We start from the raw sequence: 26,026 nt of genomic DNA, 5'->3' as shown, positions 1-26,026 counted from the left end.
ACTCCCTTGGTTTCTTGCACACGATTCAGCGCTCCATGTCCAGTAACTTCAGTTGTCCCTTCACTCCATAACCTTCGTGTATAATTTCCTCTTCTTTAATCAGAAAAGACTTGTTCATTCCCCATTGAATTGGACCATATACCGGGTCTGTTAGAGTGAGAGTTAAAGCTTGATTATTGAATTGCGGGCTTGCAGAACGAACTTGGTTGATAAAAGCGTCAAATGACCCGAATTGCTGTTCGCTTCCTGCTCTTATAATCCAGGCGTTCCGCAAGCCAGGTGAAATAAGCTCACGTTTTCTTGTCACCCCGCTGCTCTCCATACTCGTCCCGTTGGCCGCATATATAGCTGCATAACCCTTATCCAAACGGGCAAAGTGCCAGTTCTCATGCCTTACCCATTCCGTGAAGGAGTGAGTAGGAAAATAAGCATGTGTCCAGTCAGAGTTGTGATCCGCAGGAATATCAAACATCATCAAAGCGATCCCCTCATGCTGAACAACATCGGGCAATATCCCATTCCCAGCCCAGAAGCAAGGTCGACCATCCCCATGCTTGTATATTTCTGCCGGATGATTCACCCAGATCAGCGCCTCAGGTGACAGAGATAAATGCTGGACATGCTCCTGATAACCTGGCTTGCCTGGACGAAAGCGAATGATTGAGGATAAGGAGTATTCCTTGGTCCGACAGTGATAGAGCTTGGCGTAACCTCCCTTGCCCTGCTGATTGGCGAACACTAACTGCTGATTGTCCCCGAGCAACAGATGCTCCTGATATTCTGCTGGAGGACTGTAATCGGATAAACTCAAGGCAACATTGCTTATTGAATAATTGTTTACATTGCCAACGCCATAAGCGATCCAGCACATTGAAGTGGTTCCCGCTGCATAACCACCCAGCAGTTCCTTCTCATAGCTGCGCCCAAACGTTGTGGACAAGACTCCTTGATGCATCTGAACGGTAATATAATAGAATAACAGGTCCATTGCCTTTTTGGCTTGCTGTCTGAGCTGTTCATTATGGGCAAATTCATAGATATGCAATAGCCCAACCGCATCAATCGGAATGTATGCACTTGAATTCCATTCTGCCAATCCTTCATCCAAAAAGCGCTCAAACCATAATGCAAGCCTCTGCTCTGCTTTTTGACGGTGTACTTCACCGGATTCACCACTGTTGCTGAACATTTCATCCCCAAACAGCTGTCCGGCTAACAGTTCATTGGTATGGAACAACAAGGCATGGTTCTCACTGAAGAACCACATCACATCATCGCCAGGTTCATCAATCCAATATCGATAGCCAAGAATACTTGCTTTTACCCGATCCCAGAACGGTTCACTGAACAGACCGCTATTTCGCTCATCTCTCCATAGACGGAACAGTCCCACCAGATAGAAGTCACTGCAATCCTTCCGTTGCTCGATACCTTCCACACCCTCAAGCAATATGTTCTCCGCTTCTTGCAGATTACCTCCTGTTTTGAGCATGGCGATGGCCTTATGAATATTGGGACTGCCCTTCTCAGCAATGCATTGCAGAGCCAGGGATTTGCGGGCTTCAATATCCGCAGCTTGCTGAGCAGCCTCATCATAGCTCGTATCATAGGATTGGCAGCCAAACTTCTTGGTTAGTACAATATTTGAAACTGAAATGGCCAGCGTGAAATATACGTAATGATGACCGAGTTGATTCGTATGTGCCAGGACCAGGTCCGTTTCCTTTTCGGCGATGTGTATCGTCTTGTTTTCGGTACCGTCAAAAAAATTGCCATACTGAATATCAACCTCTCTAACGATATCCGGCAAGGGAAGCGGCAGCTTGAGCTTAATCTGCTCACCTCTGAAGAGATCCGAAGGAAAATAAGCCTGTTCGAGGGCTTGCTCTGCGGATTTTACAGACTCAGCCAAATGAGGAGCAATAGGCAGGGAAATCACCAATTCCTCGTCTCCCAGATATTCCAACGCAAAAGCATACATGGTATCTCGCTCAGCCAGATCCTCCCAGCAGGCATAGATCTCATTAATTCCAGCTAAAAGTTCAGCTTTAATTACGATTTCCTGCTCCTTGTTACGCATGAGTGGCGCAAAATCCGTTACCATTTCCCCATTCACCCACAACGTCAGACTGCCATAGGTCTTAATCCGCAAAGAAGCGGTATGAGCAGTCGGAGAAATGAGTCTTGTCGCCGCGTAACTGCGCAGATGTGTCGGTACAAACCAAAATCCTGATTGCTCCACCCGTGGATTATTCCAAGGAGAATACAGTGCCCAAGGCATTCCGTTCTCTTCTCCAACGAAGTCGTCTCCCGGGCTAGGAAACTCGCTCCATTGATCAAAAAATCGCTTCACAGGCTGCGTTCTCCTATGTTCTACAAATTCCTTTCTGCATGGATTCTCATGAATGGCAAAACCATCGATAAGCCAATCATTAATATCTCCCTCCATCGTTGTTGGAACAAAGGCAACAGGCTTCGTATATATGCCGCTGATCATCCAATGATTAATGACCTGATTGTGACCTAATTTCATAGGTTTATAATTCAAGGTATCCATCCCACTCCGGGTGGTATCTGACATTCAACTCATCCTTTCATTCCTGAAGTAATCATACCGCTGACAAAATACCGCTGGAAAACCATAAAAACAATGAGTACCGGAAGCATCGTGATAACGGACATCGCAAGCAAACTTCCCCAATCCACGTTGTATTCTCCAATAAAATTAGAGAGCGCAAGCTGAATCGTATATTTCGATGGATCACTAATCGCAATTAACGGCCATACAAAATCATCCCATCTCCACATGAAGGAGAAGATTGCGAGCACCGCAAGAATCGGCTTCGCTATCGGAAGAATAATGCTCCAGTAAATTTTCCATTCGCCCGCTCCATCCATCCGGGCAGCTTCCAACAGCTCGTCCGGTACGGACAACAAATACTGCCGCATAAGGAACACACCTGTTGGGGTTGCTGCTGGCGGGATAATAATCGCGAGTAGGCTATTATACAACCCCAGTGCACTCAGCACTTTGAATATAGGGATCATAATTACCTCAATCGGAATCATGAGTGTTGAGACAAAAGCAATTAATATGATCGCGCTTCCGCGGAAGCGATATTTCGCCAATGCAAAACCTGCCATGGAGTTAATCAATAACAGTAGCAGCGTTGAGCTTACAGTTACGATCGTACTATTCATAAAATACAAGCCAAAATCGCCTTTACTGAATGCCTCCTTGAAATGCTCGAAGGTGATTGGCTGCGGCCATAACTTGGGAGGGAAGCTGTACAGATCGCTATTCGTTTTTAGAGAAGAAATCACGACCCACAGGACAGGCAGGAGCCACACCACTGCGGCAACACTTAACAGACTGTAGATGAAGATTTTGACCATAGGCTTCATGACCATTACGTAGCCCCTCCTTTCGATAGACGGAATTGCAGAGCCGAGAATCCACCAATAAGGATAAACAGTATCACCGACATGGCACTGGCCAGACCAAGCTCCTGTCTGTTAAAGCCAATCTCATAAATATATTGAACAATATAGGTAGTATCTTTGCCCGGACCACCACCTGTAAGCGCAAACATAAGTGGAAATGCTTTGAACGCGTCAATCAGAGTCAGCATAACAACAAGCAAGCTTGTGGGCTTCAAAAGCGGGAGCGTGATATAGCGGAACACCTTCATTCCCGTTGCCCCATCCAAGCGGGCAGCCTCATAATAATCCGTAGGTATAGCCTGCAAACCCGCGATAAAAATGACCATAAAAAAGCCTGCACGTGACCACACTGTCGCGATGATTACAGCCGTATTTGCCCAAAAGGAAGAGGTTAAAAAGCCGACAGGTTCCACACCAACCACGGTTAACAGATGATTCAAGATGCCAAATGAATCTCCGAAAATCCACTTCCAGGTCAATCCTACGATAATGTAAGAAATCATGGTCGGCCAGTAAAATACGGCCCTGAAGAACCCGCGCATTCTAATCTCGCGCGCAAGCAGCAAAGCAATGCCTAACGCTGCTGCATATATTAGCGGGACAACAATCGCTGCATAAATCCCCGTTCGTCCGATGGTCGACCAAAATTCCCGATCCCCTATAATTTTGATATAATTATCCAGCCCGTTGAACTTCATTGGGTTCAATCCATCATAGACATGAAAGGAATAATAGAGGCCCAATAAAGAGGGAAATACGATAAAAGTTCCAAAGATCAGGAGGTTGGGTAGTATAAACAGATAAGGAGCAATAACGAGCTTCCTGTTCTGTTTTGCCAGCGTATTTTTGTTTAATCGTTGTCCTTCACTCATCTGCTTGCCCCTTCCTTATGCGTTATTCGAAAGGGAGGCTTTACAGGAATCGCTAAGCCCCCGTATACGAATTAACCACATGGCTTTACGTTTATTGACTGCTAATAGCCTCGTTAATCAGCTTGGCTGTTCGATCCAATGCCTCCTGCGGAGTTGCCTTATCGGATAAAACCTCAACAATATTATTTTTCAGGTCCGTTGAAATTTTGGATATAATGGTCTGTCTGGACCAGTCATTAGCTGCAAGAGGCGAACTGTTCTTCAGTTCATCCGCAAAAATTTCAAACATCTCCTTGCCGAATTCATAATTCAATACAGAGCTGTCCTTCCGCGGACTCATAAACAATGATTCTTGGTTATATTTTGAATTCACTTCTTTGGACGTTAAGTATTCAATAAATTCTGCCGCCTCCTGCTCATATCCGCTGCCTTTGAATGCCATCAGAAACTTCCCTCCTGGCACTGAAGAACGTTGTGTTCCTTTTGGCATATAGGTGACTCCCCATTCAAAATCAGTGATATCCTTGTAATTGCTGATCATCCAGTTGCCAGCCCAGTGGGTAGCCACCGTCCCGGAACGGAACAGGTTGTTCGGATTTTCCCCTCCGAGCCATACGGATTCGGGCATGATACCTTCTTGATGAAGCTGCTTGAACTGCTCCATGCTACGGATTCCGGCTTCACTGTTAATCGCTGCTGCAGTGCCATCCTCTGTTAAGATGCTTCCGCCATTCTGATACAAAAGAGTGGACCATCTATGCGGTGTGACATCCCATACCATGCCATAACGTGCTCCGCCTTTGTCCATAACCTCTTTTAACGCAGCTGTGTATTCATCCCACGTCCATACCTGGTCAGGAGAGGTCGGTACTTTGACGCCCGCTTTATCAAATAAGGTTTTGTTATAAATAAGCCCATTCGCTGTAACATCCATAGGCGCCGCTACCAGCTTGTCATTAATAACATAATAAGGTTTAAGTGAGTCAATAAATTGATCCTCGAATTGGTCCGCATTGTCCACGTAAGGTGTCAGATCAACCGCCTGATTAGCAAATGATCCGGTATCCGTGACCCGGCTCAGGGCAGGTGGCTTTCCACCGGATAACATTGTTTTTAATTTGGTTTGGATATCCTTGAAGCCAACTTCAATCAGGTTGATTTTAACCTTGGTATTGGTCTGCTCATAATCTTTGATGATTTCCTTGATGACTTCTCCTTCTTTTCCGTCAGAGAACCACAGGAAATCCAGGGTTGTTTGTTTTGGATTAGCATTGGTACCTGAATTTCCGCAAGCAGTCAATACGATGAGTAACATGACCAATACCATGCTAGTGATGAGCTTAAACGTTGTTCTTCTTGTCATATCAACATCTCCTTGGAAGGTTCTAATGAATTTTGGCTTCGTTGAGCAATTCACTTTTACGGAATAACTGTGGTGATACACCCACATATTGTTTAAAGGCCCTGCTAAAATATACAGGTGTGTTAAAACCTAGCGTCTCAGATATGGACAAAATCGGTGCATCCGTAGACAGCAACAATTTTTTGGCCTCTGCAACTCTTTTCCGTATAACATAGTTGCTTATGGTATATCCCGTCGTCTCTTTGAAAGAATGACAAATGTAGTATTTATTCAAATGGAGTGTTTTGGACAGTTCATCCAATGAAACATTCTCCGTATAGTTCTGGTTTAAATAATGAAGAACCCGGCTTACGCTTGTCTGCTTCTGGGAAGAACATAAGATAGGATTGGCGGATTGCTCACTGGTTGTTTTCCGGTAAATCCGCAGTAGCAATTGGGTAAGACTCAATTTGACCATTGTTTTGTACCCTGTATTTCCTGCCCCCATCTCCTCCTTGATTCCCTTAAATATAGCTGTGATATACTCACGCTCCTCCGGAGGCCAATGCACCAATAACCCATTGGGATGACGGAATATGGACATCAGATTCTCTAACTGACTGACAGCAAGCATGTCCAAAAGCAATAATTCCGTGAAATTGACAAAACTTCGCTTGTACACCATTTCTCTTGAAGGATTGATTCGGTGGGGCACACCGCCTCTGAATATAAACATATCTCCAGGCAGCGGCTTATATATTCGGTCACCGATTAAAAAGGTTGCATCTCCTTGAATAAAATAATGTATCTCATACCCATTATGCGTATGAACAGGCCATTCATCCTGAAAATTATCTGCTTCTGATCGCACATAAACTTCATTTTCCTGCAAAGCAATATTCGTCGGGGTGTGTATGGTTAGCATCAGTAAGATCTCCCTTCCCAGAATATAAAAAGCAATATAGTTTAATAATTTACAATGATAGCGCTTTACAATGAATTGTATCACAGTTATTTCGATCTAATCTGAACTATATTGCTGTATTGTTGATCACAATTGTTGAAAATGATTAGAAAGGAATTTATAGGGATTCGAAGATAGACACAAAAAAAACCGCTGTCCAGCCCGTAGGCTATCACGCGGTCCATTAGCATTACCTTTCAAACCCATTCATCCCAATGGTTTTCAAGAAAAATGACTTCTTTCTCATAGTGGGCCAGATGACCCTCTTCGACCATCTTCATAAAAGCGACATCTCCATCAGCCGCACGATCAGTCAGTGTTTTACACATGAAACGGATACGGGATATGACCCAATCCTTCAAATCTGCTGGAACACTCAGCCCGTACGTAGCCATGAATAAGGCAATCCGTTCTTTCCGAATAGTTCCGTGCGCCTGGCTGGCGTATGGCATTACACCTGTTCCATCCATCTCTGGTGAGAAATTTGCGAGTGGAACGGATGTATACAAGACATAGGCGATATCCCACATTCGCGGACCCGGACCCGCCATATCAAAATCAATAATGCCTTGAGGACGGCCATCCTTGTACACCACATTATACGGCGCAAAATCGTTATGACATACAACTTCATCTTCTATTATGCCTGGATATCTGTTCGTTGAAACTGATGTTGTTGTAAATCCAGCGGTCGCATCATGGTAACTTCTCAACAGTTTTGCGACTTCAATCAAAGATTCGTCTGACCACATATACTCTTCTAGATCAGGGTAGTCATTGCCTGGAACGATGCCTTCGAGGTAAGAGAGCGTTTCTCTCCCCTGTTCATCTATTCCCAGAAATAGAGGGGCATGATCATAACCAACTTTTTCGAGATGTAAAAGCAGTTCAACCACATATGGATTTGGTTTCACATGCCGGCGAACCGTCTCACCTATTCTGACGACCTGATTCACATTACCTCCCGTTAACACTTCCTCCTGTTGGGCCACTTTCATCCCTCCTCAAGCTAAACTTCCTTGCTATACCCATGATTACGATTTTTCTTATAACTCCCCGGGAATCCCGCGACCAATAGTATGAATCCAACAAAGAACATGAAGTATACGAGTAAACCTGTTGGATGCTCGTTCATCTGAGCAAACTGGGGTACGTTCGTCCCTCCTGACGCATATCCTGCTTCTACTATAGCGACGGAGACTCGTATTGAAATTCTCTCCATCGTTGAAATAAACACACTGCCAAGCATGAGGACTACACCCAAAATCTTGTTAATATTATTCATTTCATGCCTCCTTGATTAACCGTCCACTTTTTATGAGGTTATCTACTTAATGTCTTTCGATTCTCTAGTCCATATTCCTGCATGTTATATTAACGGTCCGTTCCTATATCAACATATCAAATAGCGGCGTCATCACTGACGCCGCTGTTGACGCTCTCTGAATAAGTTACGTAGCTACCACTTGGTGCAGATCCATACTATTTTCGAAAAAGGCTGACCGTTCAACATAATACAGATCATACATCTGTTCATTCATATTAATCCGTTGATATACATCTGGATACACACCATTGGCTAACTTCACATAAGGCAGTTTTTGTACTGCTTTTCTGGATCTTATATTCTGCTTGCGTATCTTCATAAATACCGTTTCAATCCCATGTTCCAGAAACAATTCAACAAAAAAGGCTGATTTGGCTCTTTGGCTATACCCATTTCCAAAAAACGGTGATCCAATCCAAGTGGCTAAAAAACCGGTTTGATGCTCAATATGATATAGATCAATAGTTCCAATAGGCTGCCCTGTTTCATTCAAAATCGTTCGGGAAATCACTGTCTTTTGCTCTTCTTCGGCCATCAATTGTTTGGTCAGGAACAGATATTCTTCATACGATTGGCATTGATAACGAACGTAAGGAGAAACTGCGGGGTCCATCATTAAGCTGTACAGTGAAAGGCATTCCTGCAAATCACGTTTTTTTAACATTCTGTCTACCACCTAGTCCTTTTAGTTCGCTATATCAAGCAAATTAAGTATATAAAAGCTAGTGTGGGATTTAATGAATTCTGTATGTGGCTTATGTAAAATGCATTGGTAAATGTTGTTCATCTTCATCTCCAGTAGCACAAAAAAACGGCATGTCCCTTTTACAGGAACACGCCGTTTACACGGATACAGCCAGACAGTAATTTATTGCATACCTTGCATGATGGCATTAATGATATTTTGCTGCGTCACGGTTTTGTTTGAACGGTTAAACAAGGCGAATCCATGTTGACCGTTATGCCCGTTATCCCAATAAACAGGAACCATTTTGTATTTCTTGGCTTTTGCTGTAACTGCTTTGGCGTAAGCAACACGATAGACATTGTTGCTGGAATCATAGGACGTTTTATCAATGGAACCGAACTCACCAATCACTACGGGATAGCCCTGAGTCACAAATTTGTCGTACATGGACTTAAACTGCGATTCAAGATAATCCTCTTGTCCCCAAGTAGACTTCTTGGCAGGATTCGTAGAAGTTGCACCCCACTGTGTGATATTACCGTTTTCCTCACCTGCAAAATCCCACGGAGAGTAATAATGTGCCGAGATCATGATTCTCTTCTGCGAACTAGGAATAGCCGAGGATCTGTAATTATCTGTCGGAAGAGCAAAGCCATAATTACCAACAGTGTAGTCAATATTGGTATTCCAGCCTGGAATCAGCAACCATCTGGCATTGTTGTTACCTCCAGTCTGACGAACCGTATCCACGAAGATTTGATTGTATGCGTTCAGATTGGCGTAATAGGCCGAGTTTGGATTGCCATAGTTACCATCGAATACTTCGTTCATGGATTCAAAAATAAGACGATCATTGTAGTTGCTAAACTTGGTGGCAACCTGCTGCCACACCTTCTTATATTTTTCCTTAATGGCAGTCTGATTGCCACCATTCACGAGGAGCCATCCACCCTGTACGGAATTAAACCCATCACCATGAATATTGATGATCACATACAGACCTTCATTGTACGCATAATCCACGACTTGCTGAATTCGATTCAGCCATGCCGCATTGATTGTATAATTGGGAGCGCTTCCAATGTTACTCAAATAGGAAACGGGAATACGAATGGATTTGAAGCCTGCCGCTTTTACCTTTTTGATTAACTCTGGAGTTACCGTAGGATTGCCCCAAGCTGTCTCATTCGGTGTACCGTTCACCGCTGCTTCCAGCTGATTGCCAAGATTCCATCCTGCACCCATCTCAGACACTATTTGCGAAGCGTCCGCTGCTGATGCTTTAGCGCTCCATCCCGTAAAGGCTACCGCAGCCACTAATACCAGTGCCAAGCTGCTGATGCCAAATTTCTTCCATTTTTTGAACATAACCATACCTCCGCTTATTCTATTATTTTTAACAAGCAGTGCAGTTAATCTATGCATACAGATTGAATGATTCGAGAATACGTGCCTCCTCTCTCTAATCGATCAAACAAATGAATTCTTCGTCCAACACCAACATAATAACACATTTATGGAAAATAAAGCGATATCTTTATTGTTTTTTGTGACTATTTACTACAAAATAATCCATCTATCCGTTTAAGTGGATTGCTTGGATTTGTTCTCTATCAAAATCAATAATCATAATGTGATCGCGCAAAATATGATCTCCGCAAGATATTGTTGCGCCGTAATCGGCTATACTGTTAAATGTGATATCCACACGATAGACTTCAATCTCATTAAACCAATTCTGATGTACTTTTTCCTGAAGTTCATTCTCATAATATTCCCGAAAGACAGTCTCACAAGTTGAAAACCACTTAATGAAGTCTTCTATTTTATAAACAATTGAATCTAACGGTGTATTAGTGGACACATATATTCGAAAGTCATTTAAATCCTCATCCTGTATGCAATGTTTAAATATTTGCACAGTATTTTGCAGAGTGTAACACCGGTAACTCTCATCACTCTCTTCTTCAAGCTCAATGAATTCATTTAACAATATGATCTTGCTCCTCTCAATGCATATTAAAATAGCTCATTTAACCACTTTACGAATTTTTCTTTCTCTTCAAACTGTGGGTAATGCGCCGACTCGTTGAATACAATGAAGTCTTTGATCGGTGCATCCAATACGTCAAAATAATCACGTGCTGCATTTGCAGTGGTCATATAATCATATTTACCCGTTACAAAATAGGTAGGAATATCCAGATGATTAACAATATCAGGTAAATTTTGATCAAATGCTTCCCTCAGTAAGATGTCTTGTGAACTGAACATCCCTGAATAAAAGCGAATCATATCCAGCCCATTATATTCGGGATTTAAAAGGAATCCTGAAATATAATCTCTATTCTCGTTGATGAGTCTGGCTGCACCACCGTACTTTTGCAACAAAATTCTAGGCGTAAGTTCCTTTCCTTGCTCGATCGAGCTGCGGATTAGCTCCAGTTTTTTAACATCATCTTCATTACCGGCTTGTTTCGCTTGCTCGTACGTGTACTCCAAACTTTCCAGTTCGCTCTGAAGTGTATTAGCCATCTGTCCAATGCCTATATAAGCGTGAAACTGAGCAGGTGCTTTAGCCGCAGCTTTCATCCCGATGTATGTACCAAATGAATGACCGATTAATATAACCTTCTCTTGACCTAACTCCTTAGATACATAATCCCTTAACGCTAACAAATCATCTACTAATACATCTGTTGTGAGATTCGAGTAATCTTCAAAAAAGTGATAGGACTTTCCACTCCCACGTTGATCGTAATGCACCACCGTGAAGTGTTGCTCAAGCTCTTTCTGATACTTCCTTACGTATGGAATCTCCGAGCATCCCGGCCCGCCATGCACAAAAATCAGGATAGGATTAGTCCGATCAACACCCCTGATCATGACTTCATGTCCTGTACCGTTAATTTCGACCTGCTCTAACATGCTGATACTGTTTTCACCTTTAATTTTGGGTGTCCATGTGGGAAATATCAGAGCTACTATAACTATTAAAATAATACTGAATATGCTGTACTTGAGTGTTTTACGTATTTTTTTGCGCATGTAATGCTCCTTAAATAATAAGTTTCATTTGTAATTCTACTAACGTTTCCTTAATCGTAACGGATATAACAATTCAACGGGTTCTATCATCAACTCTTCTTGGAAGATGTAATTGTGATCGGCTCCAACGATACAGAGGATTCGTTTTTCTGGATGAGCTTCAATTGTATTTTTGACTCTTTGAACCATAATCTGATTGCGGACCACCCAGCGAAAGTTCTGTGCCTTCGCGTTTACCTGATGCAACCATTCATATTTTTGTCTGGTTACACGATCGAACTCCTTTGAATTAAAAGGAATCTCGCCAAACTGATACGTCTCCATTTGCTCTGCAAACCAATGATCATCCCGTTGTTCAAGTTCTTGGCGTTCCACGCCCGAATAACCGTTGAATGGATCAAAAGCATTCCACACATCCAATTCAAACCAGTCAATAGGGACAAATGGGATGTTATGCTCCTCGCATAAAGGGAAGACCAATTCCCAATACTCACTGGCTGGTTCTCCCCAGTATCCTCTATCATGTTTGTCCTTAAGATACCTCATCCAACTCTGCGGATGAACTTCACCACAAATGAGATCTGGTTTAAACTCAGTAATCACATCCTTGTAAAGAGAAAGGGAACAATGATATCGCTCCCTGAGTTCAGGATTATGAATGGTTCCGAGTATCCCAACCGTTGTCATGTGCCCAGCTCCTTTATCATATGTATATCGTTCGGCTCTTTGTCATAAAGTTCTTGATCAATCTCGCTTGCAATCTGACTGCCCTGACTTCTATAAAAGGATACCGCTGATTTCGTCTCTGTGGAGGAGATATACAGATACTGTGCACCACGTTTCTTAGCCTCTTCACCTAACTCGTTTAGAATACGTTTTCCAATACCTTGTCTTCTGTACCCGCGTGAGACATACATCAAGTCAACTTGTAATTGATTTCGTTCTTTTCCTCTATATTGATGTGCCAGCACACCAAATCCGATTAATTGATCGTCAGCAAACGCACCATATGCCATGCCACCTTGTTCTAATTCGTACACATATCGATTTTGAATCTCTTTCAAAAGCATCTCATCCCAGTTTGAGCATTCATGATTTTGTTCAAGTTCAACCAATCGGTTCTCCCTCATTTCATAAATGAGATCAATATGTTCCGAGCGATCTATTTCCTGCAGCTGATTCACATCATCAAGGGTCAACGTTCTATACGTTATCATGATTGTTGCATCTCTCCTTCCCCATGTTATTTCTAAGATCCTATGGCTTTATTGATCGAAGTCTGTATTTATCAAAGACCCTTTTATCGTACAAAATAGTGTATTCCTTGTTCTCTTCAATTAGTTTTGACATATCCATTGGAACGGCTATTGTTCTTTCAAGATTATTAAAATTAATTACAGTCATTTCATTTTCACTAATCTTTTGAACAGTAACTGCTTCAAAAATTGAAGTTCGAAAGGAATCCCATAACAAAATTAAAAGCAATAAAAGTAATAGTGACATGATGAGTCCCTTATTCTTATTCACTAGTTCTTTTCATCTCCTTTAGTTTCAAAACAGAGTTCCTCCAACTAAAACTAGCTTATTTTAATTTCAGGTAACTCATTCAAATGATTTATTTCGATAGTGTATTTCTTAAGCTTATGGTTCTCAAGTCCATCCCATCTGTCTGAGAAACGATAAAACATATCTCCGAAGTTCATGCCTTCAGGTAATACATCCACAAGCTTTATTTCATCGATTTCAGACTCCGGTAAGCTCTCCAGCAATTTAACCTCAGCATAAGAAACCATACCAAAGCTCCCATTCCATTCATATACACCATAAGGTATTAATTCGAAGTGTACTGCCCCTGTCTCTTCATAGAGTTCTCGACTTGCCGTGTGTAAAATGGTTTCCCCTATTTCTTTGTTGCCTCCTGGGATCTCCCAACCTCCTCTTTTCCTATTTTTTATAATGATGAATTTATTATTGTATTTAGCGATCACAACTGCAAATTTGATTAACTCCGGATCAAGTTCATCTAGATCAAACCAGTGGCTCATGTTATCTCTCCCATAAACAACTATTCTTGCAATATATAATTGTTAAACCATTGAAGTGGTAACAAGCTATCATCGGATATAATCGTTGTGAATACCGCAATCAATCCTCGCTTTTGGTTAACAAAGATATATTGCCCTCTGAAATGTTGAGTCTATCATTTTATTTCCAACCTGTAGATCACTTCATCATCTGAATTGGTTCTGTTCTCACTAATGAAGGACATGCTCTTGTACAAGTTCTGTGCTATTGCGTTATCCCGTTCAACCGTTAATGAAATAACCTTGCACAACGGATGCTGTTTTGTAATGTAATCTAGAATGGCTCTTATAGCGCGCTTTCCCATTCCTTTGCCTTGATAGGATTGATCGATTTGAAAACCACCAATCCAGTAATTATCTGTACTATCTGGCGTATAACTCAGATAAAAGAAACCAAATACCTTCCCATCAAGCTCAAGTACGTAAGGATCAAATGCTTCATCCCACGGTTTTATATAGGCGTAAGCGATCCCCGCAATAACAGATGGAACTAATGAGACTTGGTGTTCATACAAAGAGATCTCCAGCGCCTCTTCCCAATTCTCTCGGGTGACTGGTTGTATTCTTATATTCACCACTGCATCTCCTCTTTCGACAATCCTTGTTTGATTCTAAAGTTCTTTTCAATTTCACTTACAACCACTTCCAAATGATGTTCAATCAACTGTATCGCTTGTTTTTTATTCTTCGTGATTGTTGCAGTCTTATGGTTTTTGTTAATTGTACATATAACTTCTTCTATATTATATTAATGGTTCCATTTCACAATCATCTTGCATAAGTTCTTAAATGACTGCTTGTAATTCCACGGTTGCAAGCCCATTCTGGACAATACAAACCTCTTTATAATTCGATAATCTCTAATGAGAACATTTGGAGCTAATACAAAAATCAAATCCGCTTCCTGGATGGACGCTATTGTCCAATCTTTGCACTGTACTCCTTCTATCATCCAAGCTTCTGAACTGACAATAGACTGGACTGATTCATCCCTAACATGTTCTGGATATCTCAGATTTTCGGCACTTCTGTCCCAGATGAGATTGTCTAATTCATAGCAAGGAATACCGTATTTATCCGACAATTCTTTGGCTAATGTTGATTTCCCACTACCACAAGATCCAATAATTCGTATTCTCATACATATTCTTTCTTCAAACATGCATAGATAACATTATCAACAAATCGATTTTTCCAATAATAATGTTCTTTCAATATGCCTTCTTCACTGAACCCAATTTTCTCAAGCAACTTCCTTGATCCCGCGTTCTCTGGCTCTACAAATGCTTCAATTCTGTTTAATTCAAGGTTCTTGAATCCATATTCAACGATTTTCTGAGTTACCTCGGTCATGTAACCCTGCCGCCAGAACTCCGGTGCTAACTCATATCCCATCACAGCTTTATAATGTTGTTTCATCCAACCATGAAATCCGCATGTTCCAATAATTCTATTGTCCGATTTCAAAGCAATTCCCCAGCGGATCACCTGACCATTTTCGAATCGTTCTTTCCACCTTTGTATAAGTTCTTCCGCTTGTCTGGTATTCGTAAAACTTTCTAAATCGTAGAATCTTGTAACTTCATCTGAAGAAAAAATATGAAATATGTCTTGGGAATCACTCTGTTTAATCTCTCTTAACAGCAATCTTTTGGTTTCTAGTTCAGGAAATGGAGTCATATTCACTTCACCTCAATCGAGTATACTGCTACATTTTTCCCAATTATATCTACGTCCTTCTCGTGTTTCATGCCATTCTTTTGGGCGACTTTCATAGAACCCACATTGCCATGTTGAATTAGAGATATTAATCTTTTCTGCTTCAAGTGATCCATGCCATATTCTTTCCACGCTTTTGCTTGTTCATAACCATAACCCATTCCCCAGTATTGCTCTACAACCCAGTAACCAACTTCAAGCTCATCATTGCCTTCAATGATTTGAGGAATCAGTCCAGAGGTTCCAATTAACTTGTTATCCTCTTTGTTAAATGCGAGTAACAGCCCTTTATCGTCTTTATTCCAGTTGATGAACTTTTCCAGGCTTTGCATGGTTTCTTCCTTCGTCCAGGGTCCTCCATGTCTAATAAATTTCATCATATTTGGCTCACGTGTCATCTCAAAAAGTAAATCGAAATCATTTTTGGTATATTTCCGAAATATAAGTCGTTCTGTCTCCATCTTTCTCTCAACTCCTTTTTCATTCATAAGATGTAATCGTATTCATAAACATTCAAATATCATGGGGAAACGGACTAGAGTCTGTTTTCATACTCAGGCAAGTTAAACTATGATGGGTGCCAGCTTACTGTCCTAAATTGCTGAAGTTCAGGGTGGATAATACTGGCGAATGGCCATGCGATTTTCTAAGGAACACAGGACATCTTATTCGGCCTTCAGGTCCTCTTTTAAAATTGTAAGGAACATGAGACATCTTATTTCTCAAAATCATCTGACAAAAATGCTACAAAAGTCTATTTTTTCTGGTATAGCGTGTCTCAGATTTCTTAGATTTCGGAGGGCGTTTCAAATTCCCGAATAAGACGTGTCAGGTTCGTTAGCGTTAACACCTAACACTAAACTCAACGCTATGCTAATGCATAACAACGAAAGCATGGGAAGTTCTATCAAACCTTAGCAGTTAATCCCAAGCTTCTTTATCACCAGACCGATAGTTTTGTCCTAGCATCATTCTCATCTGTTAAATATGCGAGAGATTCAAATCCCTGTCTATTTATATGATTATATAATTCCTCGACTTTCTCTAAATCTTTACAATAAACCGTGACGTAGGTACTATCGATCACAAGAAGAACCATCTGACAGTCACTCTCCACATAATCTTCATAGGTGATAATATCTGTTATTTGTGAGCCTTTTGGAAATGCTTTTAAATTCGCAAATATTAAATAATACTCGTTGTCATCAATAATCTTCTGTAATTCTTCTCCATTCATACCCATAATCACATCCGGAAAAAGATCATCCCCTAACGTATCATCAACAACGAAATAGGACTCCTCCTCACCAATAAACCAATCGAAATTAGATACTTCCATTGGTTTTAAAATCTGCCCAAGAAAGCGACCATAGGCATTTGGTATTTCAAAACGTATTCCTCTGTTCATCTGTTCACCCTCTTATCATTTTTACAATTCGAAGCATAATAACAGTACAGTTATTTCAATCGATACTTCTCATTATTTATAATTCCACTTACTATTTCAGGTAATTGTGCTTCTGTAAAATGATTAGTATACAGCTTGTTATCTACTCTCAGATCCGGATGATTTTCAAACTCATCCAGCAGAATTATACTTCTTTCTTTCATTTGATATTCTTCTGCTCTTAGACGGTCTCTACGAATAATTGTCTGACGATCAACCATCAATACAACATAGATTATGCGAACATGATAGTCTGCCAATTCTGCCATTAATCCATCAATGTCTTCCGGAAAGGCCACATAGTCCAGCACTACATCGTATTTATAATCCAATAAGTTTTTCACTAGACTAGATATATTTTTCCAAGTTAAGTCGTTTGTATCCTTATCAAGCCAGGGTTTACCTCGCCCTTTGACCGGAAAGTGACTAACCGTATCTCCAGAAATGTAGGCACTTTTATCTAAAGTCTGAACTAGCAGCTTGGAAGTTGTAGATTTCCCTACTCCAGGGGGGCCAGATATAATATATAGGTTTTTACTCATTCTCTATTCTCCTTACAATATCTTTTGGAAACTTCCAATATCCAGTTTTCTATCGAATTTATATCCAATCTCTTTAAACAGAGCACATTGTTCATAACCATTTCTCTCAAATAATGATTTACTTCTTGTATTCTCCATGCAAATCGTCGCAATTAAGGCATGGAATCCTTGTTCTTTTGCAATCTTCTCAATAAAACGTAGTGCTTGTTTCCCCAAGCCTTTTCCCAAAATGTCGGGCTTCAAATATATGGTGACTTCACCACAAATGTCATATGCCTGTTTACTCTTATACTGGGTTATCAGAACATAGCCCATCATTTGATTGTTTTCAAGAATTACATAAGTTTTATACCGTGTATCCTTGTTCATGACAGAGGATTTAATCTGATCAAGATCTAATTCCTCCGTATGAAACGAAATCGTTGTTTTCATTACATAATAGTTATAAATCACTCTAATTTCAGGGAGGTGTTGTTCGGTTACCTCTTCAAAATTCACAATCGTCAATTAGGTTCCATCCTCTTCTGTTCATGTCTTCATCATATGTATGAAATACCGCGTCTAGATTTAATTCACCGTAAATATGAGGATATTCCCTGCCTTCATTATACAGATCTTCCCATATATCTTCTGACTTTATTTTAGAATCCCATTAATCAACGCGGCTTCCCACTCTTTTCTTAAGAGTACATGTACAATCATCATCCAAAATCCTCCTTAATCAAAAATGATAATTATTTGGATAGGACCTTCCTCAATATGAGTTCTATGATTTCACTAGTCTCCAGATGATCGGTAATAATGCGAGTTTGAAATTTTTCATCTTTGAAAGCTTCAACACACTTTGGTGCTTGTTGATACTGCCAGCCTCCATATTCATCTCCACGTTTAGCCAAACGATGATAAATCGTCTCTTCTGTAGCCGTAAGGCAAAAATGATGAATGTCCTGATCGATCTCTTTCAACCCGTTATAGATGTAATTAAATTTTTCCTCTTTATAGATGGTCATGGGGATAATTAAGTGTCTGTTGTATTTCTGCTTTACTTCTTTAGCCGTCTTTACGGTTAGAATTTTCCATAAATCGATATCTTGAAAATCATCCGTACGTTCCCTTTCCTCTCTACAATTCTCCGGAAGAAGTTTTCTGAGCATATAACCTATTTCTTCAGGATCGTAGATCATGCTGTTTGCAATTAAGGGCTGAAGTGCTTCAGCTGCAGAAGTTTTTCCCGAACCAAACGCTCCGTTAATCATTATAATCATTTGATCCTTTCACTCCCATTCAATGAAATTTTTCAATAGAAACAATTCTTCTCATATACAATTTCATCCATTATAAATGTTTTCCTTCCACTTTTGTGTTACAAAATGGCAAAAAACATGATGAAAACCCATTGGGTCAACCCAACGGGATTTCATTATAATGCATTATTTTTCAATCAACCTTGAGCTTGTTAATGTATTTCCAAGTAATCGATGTATATATCCCATGTCCCGTCATCGGCTGTTACAACCAATTCAATGACCTGATTTCCCGTCCCATGACTGATATTATTCAGGGTATAAACCGCTGGAGCGCTTCCGCCAAAGTAAAAGGTTCCCTTCGTCTGTCCGCCAATCTTCAAATCAACTCTAGCCATGTTGGCATTGTTTGAAGCTCCACGAAGCGAGAAATTATGAGTGCTCGTTGCAAAATTCTGAGTGTATTTAACCAAATCATTGTTGGCATAAAGGACCACACCATTGAAAGGAGAACTGATATTGCCGGTGTATTGTCCACCTTTGGTCATGTTCTCAGCTTCCACTTTTGTTCCGTTACTCGGGGGATTGGTAGTGCTATTATCTGGCGCGACTGCCCGACCGGTAGTTGATGAGATCATACCTGAGCAAAGGCCACGATTCTTCAGATTTTGTGCAATCTGCGGAATGGCCTGAAGTGTCGTCTGGTACTGATCATGCATTAGTATGACGTCACCACTTTTCATCGTATTCACAGCTGCTACAATCTGGGCTGCGCTGGCACCATTCCAGTCTTGGGAATCTACGTTCCACAGTACTTCCTTCAGGCCGTTTTGGCTCACAACGGATTTCAAGGTCGCATTTGTCGCACCGTAAGGTGGTCTGAACAGTTTAGGTGAACTTCCGGTAATAGACTGGATCGTCTGTTGTGTCCGAGTAATCTCTGACGACATCTGAGAACTGTTCAATGTAGTCATGTTTGGATGTGTATAGGAATGATTGCCAATCCACATACCAGCTGCTACTTGTGCAGAAACCAGAGATTTATTATTTTGTGCATTTTGTCCAACATTGAACATCGTTGCCCGTAAGCCAGCCTGCTTCAACGCGTTAAGCATGTTTGTTGTATTTCCAGATGGGCCATCATCAAACGTCAGACCTACATAACCATTCGGACAACTTGCATCTGCAGCACGAGCATCAGGCACCCCCGGAATAGAAAACAAGGTACCGAAAAGTGCGAGAGATATTACCGCCTTTGCCAGCTTAACTTTGAACATAAAATTACCTCCTCATAATATATTCACAGCATACTACCTTCTACACTCCCTCTCTTTATCGAACTCTCACCCCTCGAAAAAAGCGCTTTCAAAAGTATGTAATCCGCTACGTCCTTTCTCATAGAGAAGAGCTTTTAGTTCAAGGTGAGTTCAGTATAAACGATAAGTTTATTTAAAGTAAATTGAATTTTATCCAAAATGTTCTATTTATTCACGAATTCTAGAATCGCCTGTTGTACATCTCCCGTTTAGCACTCTCCTGTGTAAAGATGTCCTCCGGGGGCACCATGCGCTTCGGGAGTGTACGCCCTGCAATAATTTCTTTTGTAGCCTGCATAAGCTGAGGACCAAGCAGCGGGTTACATTCCACCACAGCGTTGATTTTCCCACTCGCCAGAATTTCAAGTGCTTTGCGGGAGCCGTCCACCGAGACAATGATAATGTCCTCTCCCGGCTTCAGCCCAACTTCTTCTATCGCTTGTATGGCGCCAAAAGCCATTTCATCATTATGGGCAAAAAGAACCTGCGGCCGTTTGTCTTCCGGGACCTGAAGGAATTCTTTCATGACTTGTTTGCCATTGTCCTCCGTAAAATCGGCAGGAGCACTTTGTGAGAAAATGATATCTGCTCTGGTTTCGAAAATGCTTCTAAAGCCCTCGCCACGCTGGATAGAGGGTGTAGAACCACTCGTGCCTTGCAGTTCGGCAATCCGTATCAAACCCGGATGATTTCGCATCCGATCCTGAATATACTTCCCGGCCTTCACACCTTCCTCATAAAAGTCCGATCCAATCGTTGTCACAAAAAGTGAAGTGTCTTTGACATCAACTGACCGGTCTACGATGATAACAGGTATACCTGCATCCCTGGCCTCCTGAAGAATACCATCCCAGCCCGATTCCACGACCGGTGCAATGGCAATGACATCTACCTTTTGCCTGATGAACGACCGAACAGCCTCGAACTGTTTCGTCTGAGACTGTTCTGCATTTTTTATTACAAGGGAGATTCCCGATTCAGCCGCAGCATTCCGAATAGACGTGGAGTTTGCCAGACGCCAGGCACTCTCTCTGCCCAGTTGTGAAAAACCCAAGACAATCGGTTTCGTAGAGGTATCCCTTGCTACCGCTGATTCCATCCATTCCTCAACGGAGGGAAGAGTTTCTAAGTTGTTAGACGAGATGGGAGAAGGAACAGATTCAGACTCAGGGGCTGTGCAGCCGACAAGCAGCAGTAGAATGAACAAACACAACCGGTTCACATGTCTTCTCACTCACGTATCCCCCATCTCCATGTTACGCTCAGCATTCACCAATGCAGAGCGCATATTGTTATATCATTGTTTCGGTATCCGTGTTCAATATCATTTAATTCGATCAACTTAATGCAGTGATTTCGAGGATACTCGCCGCCCGCTAAGAAGTCGCTGGAACAAAATAAAAACAAACAGCATCAGGCCAATCACAATCTTGGTCCACCATGAGCTGAGCGTACCTTCGAAGCTAATTATAGTTTGGATAGCCCCCTGGATCAATACACCAATAAAGGTTCCCGCCACATATCCTACACCACCTGTTAACAAGGTGCCTCCTATTACAACAGCGGCAATGGTATCGAGTTCAAGACCCATGGCGTGTAATCCATAACCGGATAACATATAGAAGGTAAAGACAACACCGGCAAGCGCGGAACACAAACCGCTGAACGTGTACACCAGGATTTTGGTACGTGCAACCGGCAGTCCCATGAGCAACGCGGATTGCTCGCTTCCGCCGATGGCGTAAACGTTGCGCCCAAACCGGGTGTAATGTGCCAGGTAGATCGCGAGTAGTACAATGACCAGAGCAATAATCACATTAATGGAGACAAAGCTGCCCCCTGGCAGGGAAATCTTCGCCTGCGCAACCTGTGTGTAAAATGGATTCGTAATGGTAATGGTGTCGAGACTGATGACATAACACAGCCCCCGCGCCAAAAACATACCTGCCAGTGTCACGATGAAAGGCTGAATTTTAAAATAGTGGATGATCGCCCCCATGACTGTGCCAAACAACGCACCCATGACAAGCACCATAGGTATAACGATCGCAGGCGACCATCCTTGCTTCTCGACCAGACTTGCGCTAATGATGGTCGTCAGCGCAATGACAGAACCTACCGACAGGTCGATTCCTCCCGATACAATCACAAAAGTCATGCCAATTGCCGTGATAATCAGAAAGGCGTTATCAATGAGAAGATTAAGCAGTACCTGAGTGGAGAAGAACCCCGTATAGCGGAAAGAGCCTATGGCAAACATCACGGCCAGCAAACCGAAGGTGACAAAGACCGGGAGATACTTACGATTAAGAAACATGGCGGTTAACCCCCTGTTCGGCTGGAAACTTCCGTTTTTTCCAACGGATCACCATGGAATTGCGGAATGAATCGGATTGAATCAAACAAACGGCCAGTACAACAAAGGCTTTGACAACCAGCGTAACTTCTGGCGGGACTCCAATCATATAGATCGTCGTTGTTAAGGTTTGGATAATGAGTGCTCCAACGACGGTACCCATTAGATAGAAACGACCACCATTGAGCGAAGTACCCCCGATGACTACAGCAAGAATGGCATCAAGTTCATACCACAGACCTGCGTTATTGCCATCCGCACTGGATACATTCGAGCTGAGAATAAGCCCGGCAATGCCGGCACACAGACCACAGAAGACATATACCGTGAGAATAACCGTTTTTGAACGAATACCTGCCAGTTGGCTCGCGTTTGCGTTACTTCCAACCGATTCGATAAACAGTCCCAGTGCCGTTTTTCTCGTCAACAATGAGGCAACTAGCAGCACAGTTAATACGATGAAGATAGAAAAAGGCAATGCTGCAAGCGAACCTGCACCGATATAGGCGTAGTTCGCGTTGGATACAGTAATAATCTGTCCACTCGTAATCAATTGCGCAATCCCACGTCCGGCTACCATCAGTATAAGCGTTGCAATAATGGGCTGGATTCGGGCAACCGAAACCAGCGCCCCGTTCCATATGCCCAAGATCAGTGAGAGACCTATAGATAATCCAAGTGCACCCAACACAAGCCAGAGCGAACTCTGATCCACTCCTCTGCTGATGCTCATACAAGCCACGGCACCGGAGATCGCTACAATAGAGCCCACGGACAAATCGATACCTCCGGTTGCAATCACCAGTGTCATGCCGATCGATACCAGAATTAAGGGCGCTCCAAAATTGAGAATATCAATCAAGCTGCCATACAGATTCCCTTCACGCATGACGAGGGAGAAGAAATCCGGAGAGTACAGCAAATTAAAGATTAAAAGTAAACCAAGCATACATAACGGCCAAAACAAATGATGTTTACGCATCTTGCCCGCCATCTCTTTAACCTCCTGCCATTGCTTTCATGATTTGCTGTTGATGGATCTGATCCCCGCTAAGTTCTTGCACTTTTTTGCGGTCCCGGATTACGGCAATCCGGTGGCTGACTCGAATCACTTCTTCCAGCTCGGACGAAATGAACAGCACGGCCATTCCCTGCTTCGACAGAGAGAGCACCAGCTTCTGTATCTCAGTCTTTGCACCGATATCAATTCCACGCGTAGGTTCATCGAGAATCAACAGATCGGGGTTCATCAGCAACCACCGTGCAAGCAACACCTTTTGCTGATTACCGCCGCTCAGATTTTTAATTAAATGCTCCGGGTTTTTCGGATGGATATTTAACAGGTTGATGTACTTTTCGGCGATCTCATCCTGTTTCTTGCGTGAGATGGGTTTGGACCAACCTCGTGTCGCTTGTAAAGCCAGAATAATGTTCTCCCGAATGGTCAAATCATCGATTATGCCTTCGGTTTTACGGTTCTCGGAGCAAAAAGCAATATTCTGATCAATTGCATGACGCGGCGACTTGACCGTACTTCCTGTATCTACAACGAGCAGCTTGCCTACATCTGAACGATCTGCACCAAAGAAAAGGCGAGCGATCTCGGTACGACCAGACCCCAATAACCCAGCCAAGCCCACGACTTCTCCCTTGCGAATGTCCAGATCAAATGGCTCAATTGCTCCTTTGCGTCCAAGTGCCTTAGCGGTAATTAACAGTTCTCCCGACTCCGCCTGGGTAGCATCCGCTTCCTTCGGAAGCTCCTCAAGCACCTCGAGCTCCTTGCCGATCATCTTGAGAACCAATTCCATGCGTGGAAGTTCTGCGGCTATGTACTCTCCTTCCAATTCCCCGTTACGGAGCACCGTTAGACGATCCGACATTTCGTATACCTGATCAAGAAAATGAGTAACAAAAAGAATTGCGAGACCTTCACTCTTTAATTTGTGCATAATACGAAACAGTTGCTGAACCTCGTTTTTGTCCAGACTGGATGTGGGTTCATCCAATATGAGCACTTTTGCCGAGATGCTGAGTGCTCTTGCAATTGCAATCAGTTGTTGCATCGCGACCGAGTAAGTCTGTAAAGGAGCCTTAACATCGATGGACAGATGTAATCTGTCTCGCAGAATGTTCTCCGCATCTTTGTTCATTTGCTTCCAATTGATTTTGCCAAATCGCATCGGCTCCCGCCCGATGAAAATATTCTCAGCGACCGTTAAGTTCGGACAAAGATTGACCTCTTGATAAACGGTACTGATTCCCGCCTTTTGCGCTTCAAGCGGACCGGAGATCGAAAGATGCCGGTTATCCATGGTTACCGTTCCTTCATCAATGGAATAAACGCCAGTCAGAACTTTAATAAGCGTCGACTTCCCCGCTCCATTCTCACCCATCAAGGCATGAATCTCGCCCGGAAACAAGCGAAAGCTGACGCTGGATAGCGCTTTAACCCCGGGAAATTGTTTGGTGATGCCTGTCATTTGCAAAATGGGTGCTTGCTCGGCCATATAACCCTCTCCTTTGTTATGGAAAAAAGTCATTTAGCGACAGCCTGGTCGAAAAATGACTTTTCGGTGTTATACGAATCTGCTTTTAATATTCACGTGTTGGCAATGCTTCTTTGGCTTGCTCCGATGTGAAGGTCGTCTCATCCGTAACGATTCGGGGTTCGATGTCTTTCCCGTCCACTACCGATTGAACCGCTTCCATTAATTGAGGTCCTAACAACGGATTACATTCAACGATAAAGTTGATTTTGCCATCAGCAGCAGCCTGCATCCCATCCTTCACGGCATCCACAGAGATAATGGTAATATCTACGCCTGGTTTCAATCCTGCCGCTTCAATGGCCTGAATTGCCCCGAGTGCCATATCGTCATTATGTGCATAGAGAACATCTATTTTTTTATGTGCTTTGAGGAAAGCTTGCATGACTTCTTTGCCTTTGGCACGTGTAAAGTCACCCGATTGTGAAGCAATCACTTTAAGCTTCGAATTGGAAGCAATCAATTCCATAAAGCCCTCTTGACGGTCATTCGCTGGTGCGGAGCCTGTTGTACCCTGCAACTCAACAATGTTGATCTCGTCTTGTGTGTCCTTGTATTGGTCACTAAGCCACTGACCTGCTTTGCGTCCTTCTTCTACAAAGTCGGAGCCAATAAAGGTTTTGTAGAGGGTTTTATCCGGGGAATCCACAGCACGGTCCGTCAAAATCACGGGAATTCCTGCATCCTTCGCTTCCTTCAATACGGTATCCCAACCGGATTCTACAACAGGGGAAAAAGCAATCACCGTCACCTTCTGTTGTATGAAGGATCGCAAAGCTTTAATTTGATTTTCCTGCTTCTGTTGCGCATCGGAGAATTTCAAATCATAACCCGCCTCTTTGGCTGAATCCTGAATCGACTTGGTATTCGCCGAACGCCAGCCACTCTCCGCACCAACCTGCGAAAAACCAAGCGTAATTGTTTTGGCGCTGGCAGGTGTACTGCCATTCCCACTCGTTGAAGTTTCATTATCGGAGCCTGCTCCTCCATTGGTACTGCTACATGCCGTGCTGACCAGCATCACCATAGCCAATGTTATGGCAAGTCCCCACTTTTTTTTGGTTCGCATGTTGTGATCCTCCCT

At 42.5% G+C, this 26,026-nt stretch carries 29 protein-coding genes; all 29 read right to left on the bottom strand.

Going from position 1 to position 26,026, the window contains the following annotated elements; translation table 11 throughout:
• Positions 1–25 precede the first annotated feature (25 nt).
• Entirely contained in the window at positions 26–2,533 is a 2,508-nt protein-coding gene (locus C161_RS12345; protein WP_235193791.1) for a hypothetical protein, read from the bottom strand.
• A 53-nt stretch (positions 2,534–2,586) separates the two neighbouring features.
• Complete coding sequence (locus tag C161_RS12340; protein WP_036609056.1) at positions 2,587–3,411, bottom strand: carbohydrate ABC transporter permease; 825 nt, start codon at positions 3,409–3,411, stop codon at positions 2,587–2,589.
• On the bottom strand, positions 3,411–4,316 hold the full coding sequence (locus C161_RS12335; RefSeq protein WP_036609058.1) for a carbohydrate ABC transporter permease: 906 nt from the start codon (positions 4,314–4,316) through the stop codon (positions 3,411–3,413). The genes C161_RS12340 and C161_RS12335 overlap by 1 nt, the downstream gene beginning before the upstream one ends.
• A 91-nt stretch (positions 4,317–4,407) precedes the next feature.
• Positions 4,408–5,679 carry an ABC transporter substrate-binding protein gene (locus C161_RS12330; protein WP_036670521.1) on the bottom strand — a complete coding sequence of 424 codons (1,272 nt, stop codon included), beginning with the start codon at positions 5,677–5,679 and terminating at the stop codon, positions 4,408–4,410.
• A gap of 22 nt (positions 5,680–5,701) precedes the next feature.
• On the bottom strand, positions 5,702–6,583 hold the full coding sequence (locus tag C161_RS12325; protein WP_036609061.1) for an AraC family transcriptional regulator: 882 nt from the start codon (positions 6,581–6,583) through the stop codon (positions 5,702–5,704).
• A 236-nt stretch (positions 6,584–6,819) separates the two neighbouring features.
• Positions 6,820–7,620, bottom strand: a complete 801-nt coding sequence (locus tag C161_RS12320) for a phosphotransferase (RefSeq protein ID WP_036670519.1) — start codon at positions 7,618–7,620, stop codon at positions 6,820–6,822.
• An 11-nt stretch (positions 7,621–7,631) separates the two neighbouring features.
• Positions 7,632–7,907, bottom strand: coding sequence for a hypothetical protein (locus C161_RS12315; protein ID WP_036670517.1), 276 nt, complete (start codon positions 7,905–7,907; stop codon positions 7,632–7,634).
• 166 nt (positions 7,908–8,073) lie between these two features.
• Entirely contained in the window at positions 8,074–8,613 is a 540-nt protein-coding gene (locus C161_RS12310) for a GNAT family N-acetyltransferase (protein WP_036670516.1), read from the bottom strand.
• Positions 8,614–8,817: 204 nt separating this feature from the next.
• The gene (locus tag C161_RS12305) at positions 8,818–10,005 is read right to left on the bottom strand and encodes a glycoside hydrolase family 5 protein (protein ID WP_036670515.1); all 1,188 of its coding nucleotides are present in this window, start codon (positions 10,003–10,005) and stop codon (positions 8,818–8,820) included.
• Between the two features lie 208 nt (positions 10,006–10,213).
• Positions 10,214–10,630, bottom strand: coding sequence for a hypothetical protein (locus tag C161_RS12300; RefSeq protein WP_051449702.1), 417 nt, complete (start codon positions 10,628–10,630; stop codon positions 10,214–10,216).
• A 26-nt stretch (positions 10,631–10,656) separates the two neighbouring features.
• Positions 10,657–11,685, bottom strand: coding sequence for an alpha/beta fold hydrolase (locus C161_RS12295; RefSeq protein ID WP_036670512.1), 1,029 nt, complete (start codon positions 11,683–11,685; stop codon positions 10,657–10,659).
• Between the two features lie 39 nt (positions 11,686–11,724).
• Positions 11,725–12,372 (bottom strand): hypothetical protein, encoded by a 648-nt coding sequence (locus tag C161_RS12290; RefSeq protein ID WP_036670510.1) that lies wholly within the window; start codon positions 12,370–12,372, stop codon positions 11,725–11,727.
• Positions 12,369–12,902: a GNAT family N-acetyltransferase gene (locus C161_RS12285; protein WP_036670509.1), complete on the bottom strand. Its 534-nt coding sequence runs from the start codon at positions 12,900–12,902 to the stop codon at positions 12,369–12,371. The genes C161_RS12290 and C161_RS12285 overlap by 4 nt, the downstream gene beginning before the upstream one ends.
• A gap of 40 nt (positions 12,903–12,942) precedes the next feature.
• Positions 12,943–13,212, bottom strand: a complete 270-nt coding sequence (locus C161_RS12280; protein ID WP_036670508.1) for a hypothetical protein — start codon at positions 13,210–13,212, stop codon at positions 12,943–12,945.
• Positions 13,213–13,262: 50 nt separating this feature from the next.
• Positions 13,263–13,730, bottom strand: a complete 468-nt coding sequence (locus C161_RS12275; RefSeq protein ID WP_084650137.1) for an NUDIX domain-containing protein — start codon at positions 13,728–13,730, stop codon at positions 13,263–13,265.
• Between the two features lie 155 nt (positions 13,731–13,885).
• The gene (locus C161_RS12270; protein WP_036670507.1) at positions 13,886–14,344 is read right to left on the bottom strand and encodes a GNAT family N-acetyltransferase; all 459 of its coding nucleotides are present in this window, start codon (positions 14,342–14,344) and stop codon (positions 13,886–13,888) included.
• A gap of 562 nt (positions 14,345–14,906) precedes the next feature.
• Positions 14,907–15,449, bottom strand: coding sequence for a GNAT family N-acetyltransferase (locus C161_RS12260; RefSeq protein ID WP_036670506.1), 543 nt, complete (start codon positions 15,447–15,449; stop codon positions 14,907–14,909).
• Positions 15,450–15,451: 2 nt separating this feature from the next.
• Positions 15,452–15,949 (bottom strand): GNAT family N-acetyltransferase, encoded by a 498-nt coding sequence (locus C161_RS12255; protein WP_036670505.1) that lies wholly within the window; start codon positions 15,947–15,949, stop codon positions 15,452–15,454.
• A 479-nt stretch (positions 15,950–16,428) separates the two neighbouring features.
• On the bottom strand, positions 16,429–16,896 hold the full coding sequence (locus C161_RS12250; protein WP_036670504.1) for a DUF2691 family protein: 468 nt from the start codon (positions 16,894–16,896) through the stop codon (positions 16,429–16,431).
• A 50-nt stretch (positions 16,897–16,946) separates the two neighbouring features.
• Complete coding sequence (locus tag C161_RS12245; protein ID WP_036670502.1) at positions 16,947–17,477, bottom strand: AAA family ATPase; 531 nt, start codon at positions 17,475–17,477, stop codon at positions 16,947–16,949.
• A 12-nt stretch (positions 17,478–17,489) separates the two neighbouring features.
• Positions 17,490–17,975: a GNAT family N-acetyltransferase gene (locus tag C161_RS12240; RefSeq protein ID WP_235193790.1), complete on the bottom strand. Its 486-nt coding sequence runs from the start codon at positions 17,973–17,975 to the stop codon at positions 17,490–17,492.
• Positions 17,965–18,117: a hypothetical protein gene (locus C161_RS33420; RefSeq protein ID WP_442789430.1), complete on the bottom strand. Its 153-nt coding sequence runs from the start codon at positions 18,115–18,117 to the stop codon at positions 17,965–17,967. The genes C161_RS12240 and C161_RS33420 overlap by 11 nt, the downstream gene beginning before the upstream one ends.
• Positions 18,118–18,211: 94 nt before the next feature.
• Entirely contained in the window at positions 18,212–18,742 is a 531-nt protein-coding gene (locus tag C161_RS12235) for an AAA family ATPase (protein WP_036670499.1), read from the bottom strand.
• A 191-nt stretch (positions 18,743–18,933) separates the two neighbouring features.
• The gene (locus C161_RS12230) at positions 18,934–19,998 is read right to left on the bottom strand and encodes a polysaccharide deacetylase family protein (RefSeq protein ID WP_036670498.1); all 1,065 of its coding nucleotides are present in this window, start codon (positions 19,996–19,998) and stop codon (positions 18,934–18,936) included.
• A 220-nt stretch (positions 19,999–20,218) separates the two neighbouring features.
• On the bottom strand, positions 20,219–21,271 hold the full coding sequence (locus C161_RS12225) for an ABC transporter substrate-binding protein (protein ID WP_036670497.1): 1,053 nt from the start codon (positions 21,269–21,271) through the stop codon (positions 20,219–20,221).
• Positions 21,272–21,379: 108 nt separating this feature from the next.
• A complete protein-coding gene (gene yjfF / locus C161_RS12220; RefSeq protein ID WP_017689006.1) occupies positions 21,380–22,354 on the bottom strand; it encodes a galactofuranose ABC transporter, permease protein YjfF in 975 nt (324 codons plus the stop codon).
• On the bottom strand, positions 22,344–23,387 hold the full coding sequence (locus C161_RS12215) for an ABC transporter permease (protein WP_083657362.1): 1,044 nt from the start codon (positions 23,385–23,387) through the stop codon (positions 22,344–22,346). Before C161_RS12215 ends, yjfF begins: the two co-directional genes overlap by 11 nt.
• 4 nt (positions 23,388–23,391) lie before the next feature.
• Positions 23,392–24,903 carry a sugar ABC transporter ATP-binding protein gene (locus tag C161_RS12210; RefSeq protein ID WP_036670496.1) on the bottom strand — a complete coding sequence of 504 codons (1,512 nt, stop codon included), beginning with the start codon at positions 24,901–24,903 and terminating at the stop codon, positions 23,392–23,394.
• An 85-nt stretch (positions 24,904–24,988) separates the two neighbouring features.
• Positions 24,989–26,011 carry an ABC transporter substrate-binding protein gene (locus C161_RS12205; protein WP_017689009.1) on the bottom strand — a complete coding sequence of 341 codons (1,023 nt, stop codon included), beginning with the start codon at positions 26,009–26,011 and terminating at the stop codon, positions 24,989–24,991.
• Between the last annotated feature and the right edge of the window lie 15 nt (positions 26,012–26,026).

The sequence above is a fragment of the Paenibacillus sp. FSL R5-192 genome, from assembly GCF_000517845.1.
Lineage (GTDB): Bacteria > Bacillota > Bacilli > Paenibacillales > Paenibacillaceae > Paenibacillus > Paenibacillus amylolyticus.
This window is presented reverse-complemented; position numbering and strand designations above follow the sequence as displayed.

What these genes read in the sequence shown, in the direction of transcription:
- C161_RS12250 (WP_036670504.1), bottom strand. Translation starts at nt 16,896, where the DNA reads ATGAACAGAGGAATACGTTTTGAAATACCAAATGCCTATGGTCGCTTT.
- C161_RS12235 (WP_036670499.1), bottom strand. Translation starts at nt 18,742, where the DNA reads ATGATTATAATGATTAACGGAGCGTTTGGTTCGGGAAAAACTTCTGCA.
- C161_RS12285 (WP_036670509.1), bottom strand. Translation starts at nt 12,902, where the DNA reads ATGATAACGTATAGAACGTTGACCCTTGATGATGTGAATCAGCTGCAG.
- C161_RS12245 (WP_036670502.1), bottom strand. Translation starts at nt 17,477, where the DNA reads ATGAGTAAAAACCTATATATTATATCTGGCCCCCCTGGAGTAGGGAAA.
- C161_RS12330 (WP_036670521.1), bottom strand. Translation starts at nt 5,679, where the DNA reads ATGACAAGAAGAACAACGTTTAAGCTCATCACTAGCATGGTATTGGTC.
- C161_RS12230 (WP_036670498.1), bottom strand. Translation starts at nt 19,998, where the DNA reads ATGTTCAAAGTTAAGCTGGCAAAGGCGGTAATATCTCTCGCACTTTTC.
- C161_RS12275 (WP_084650137.1), bottom strand. Translation starts at nt 13,730, where the DNA reads ATGAGCCACTGGTTTGATCTAGATGAACTTGATCCGGAGTTAATCAAA.
- C161_RS12255 (WP_036670505.1), bottom strand. Translation starts at nt 15,949, where the DNA reads ATGGAGACAGAACGACTTATATTTCGGAAATATACCAAAAATGATTTC.
- C161_RS12325 (WP_036609061.1), bottom strand. Translation starts at nt 6,583, where the DNA reads ATGCTAACCATACACACCCCGACGAATATTGCTTTGCAGGAAAATGAA.
- C161_RS12335 (WP_036609058.1), bottom strand. Translation starts at nt 4,316, where the DNA reads ATGAGTGAAGGACAACGATTAAACAAAAATACGCTGGCAAAACAGAAC.
- yjfF (WP_017689006.1), bottom strand. Translation starts at nt 22,354, where the DNA reads ATGTTTCTTAATCGTAAGTATCTCCCGGTCTTTGTCACCTTCGGTTTG.
- C161_RS12305 (WP_036670515.1), bottom strand. Translation starts at nt 10,005, where the DNA reads ATGTTCAAAAAATGGAAGAAATTTGGCATCAGCAGCTTGGCACTGGTA.
- C161_RS12310 (WP_036670516.1), bottom strand. Translation starts at nt 8,613, where the DNA reads ATGTTAAAAAAACGTGATTTGCAGGAATGCCTTTCACTGTACAGCTTA.
- C161_RS12260 (WP_036670506.1), bottom strand. Translation starts at nt 15,449, where the DNA reads ATGACTCCATTTCCTGAACTAGAAACCAAAAGATTGCTGTTAAGAGAG.
- C161_RS12320 (WP_036670519.1), bottom strand. Translation starts at nt 7,620, where the DNA reads ATGAAAGTGGCCCAACAGGAGGAAGTGTTAACGGGAGGTAATGTGAAT.
- C161_RS12345 (WP_235193791.1), bottom strand. Translation starts at nt 2,533, where the DNA reads ATGAAATTAGGTCACAATCAGGTCATTAATCATTGGATGATCAGCGGC.
- C161_RS12210 (WP_036670496.1), bottom strand. Translation starts at nt 24,903, where the DNA reads ATGGCCGAGCAAGCACCCATTTTGCAAATGACAGGCATCACCAAACAA.
- C161_RS12295 (WP_036670512.1), bottom strand. Translation starts at nt 11,685, where the DNA reads ATGCGCAAAAAAATACGTAAAACACTCAAGTACAGCATATTCAGTATT.
- C161_RS12315 (WP_036670517.1), bottom strand. Translation starts at nt 7,907, where the DNA reads ATGAATAATATTAACAAGATTTTGGGTGTAGTCCTCATGCTTGGCAGT.
- C161_RS12205 (WP_017689009.1), bottom strand. Translation starts at nt 26,011, where the DNA reads ATGCGAACCAAAAAAAAGTGGGGACTTGCCATAACATTGGCTATGGTG.
- C161_RS12215 (WP_083657362.1), bottom strand. Translation starts at nt 23,387, where the DNA reads ATGGCGGGCAAGATGCGTAAACATCATTTGTTTTGGCCGTTATGTATG.
- C161_RS12340 (WP_036609056.1), bottom strand. Translation starts at nt 3,411, where the DNA reads ATGGTCATGAAGCCTATGGTCAAAATCTTCATCTACAGTCTGTTAAGT.
- C161_RS12290 (WP_036670510.1), bottom strand. Translation starts at nt 12,372, where the DNA reads ATGACAACGGTTGGGATACTCGGAACCATTCATAATCCTGAACTCAGG.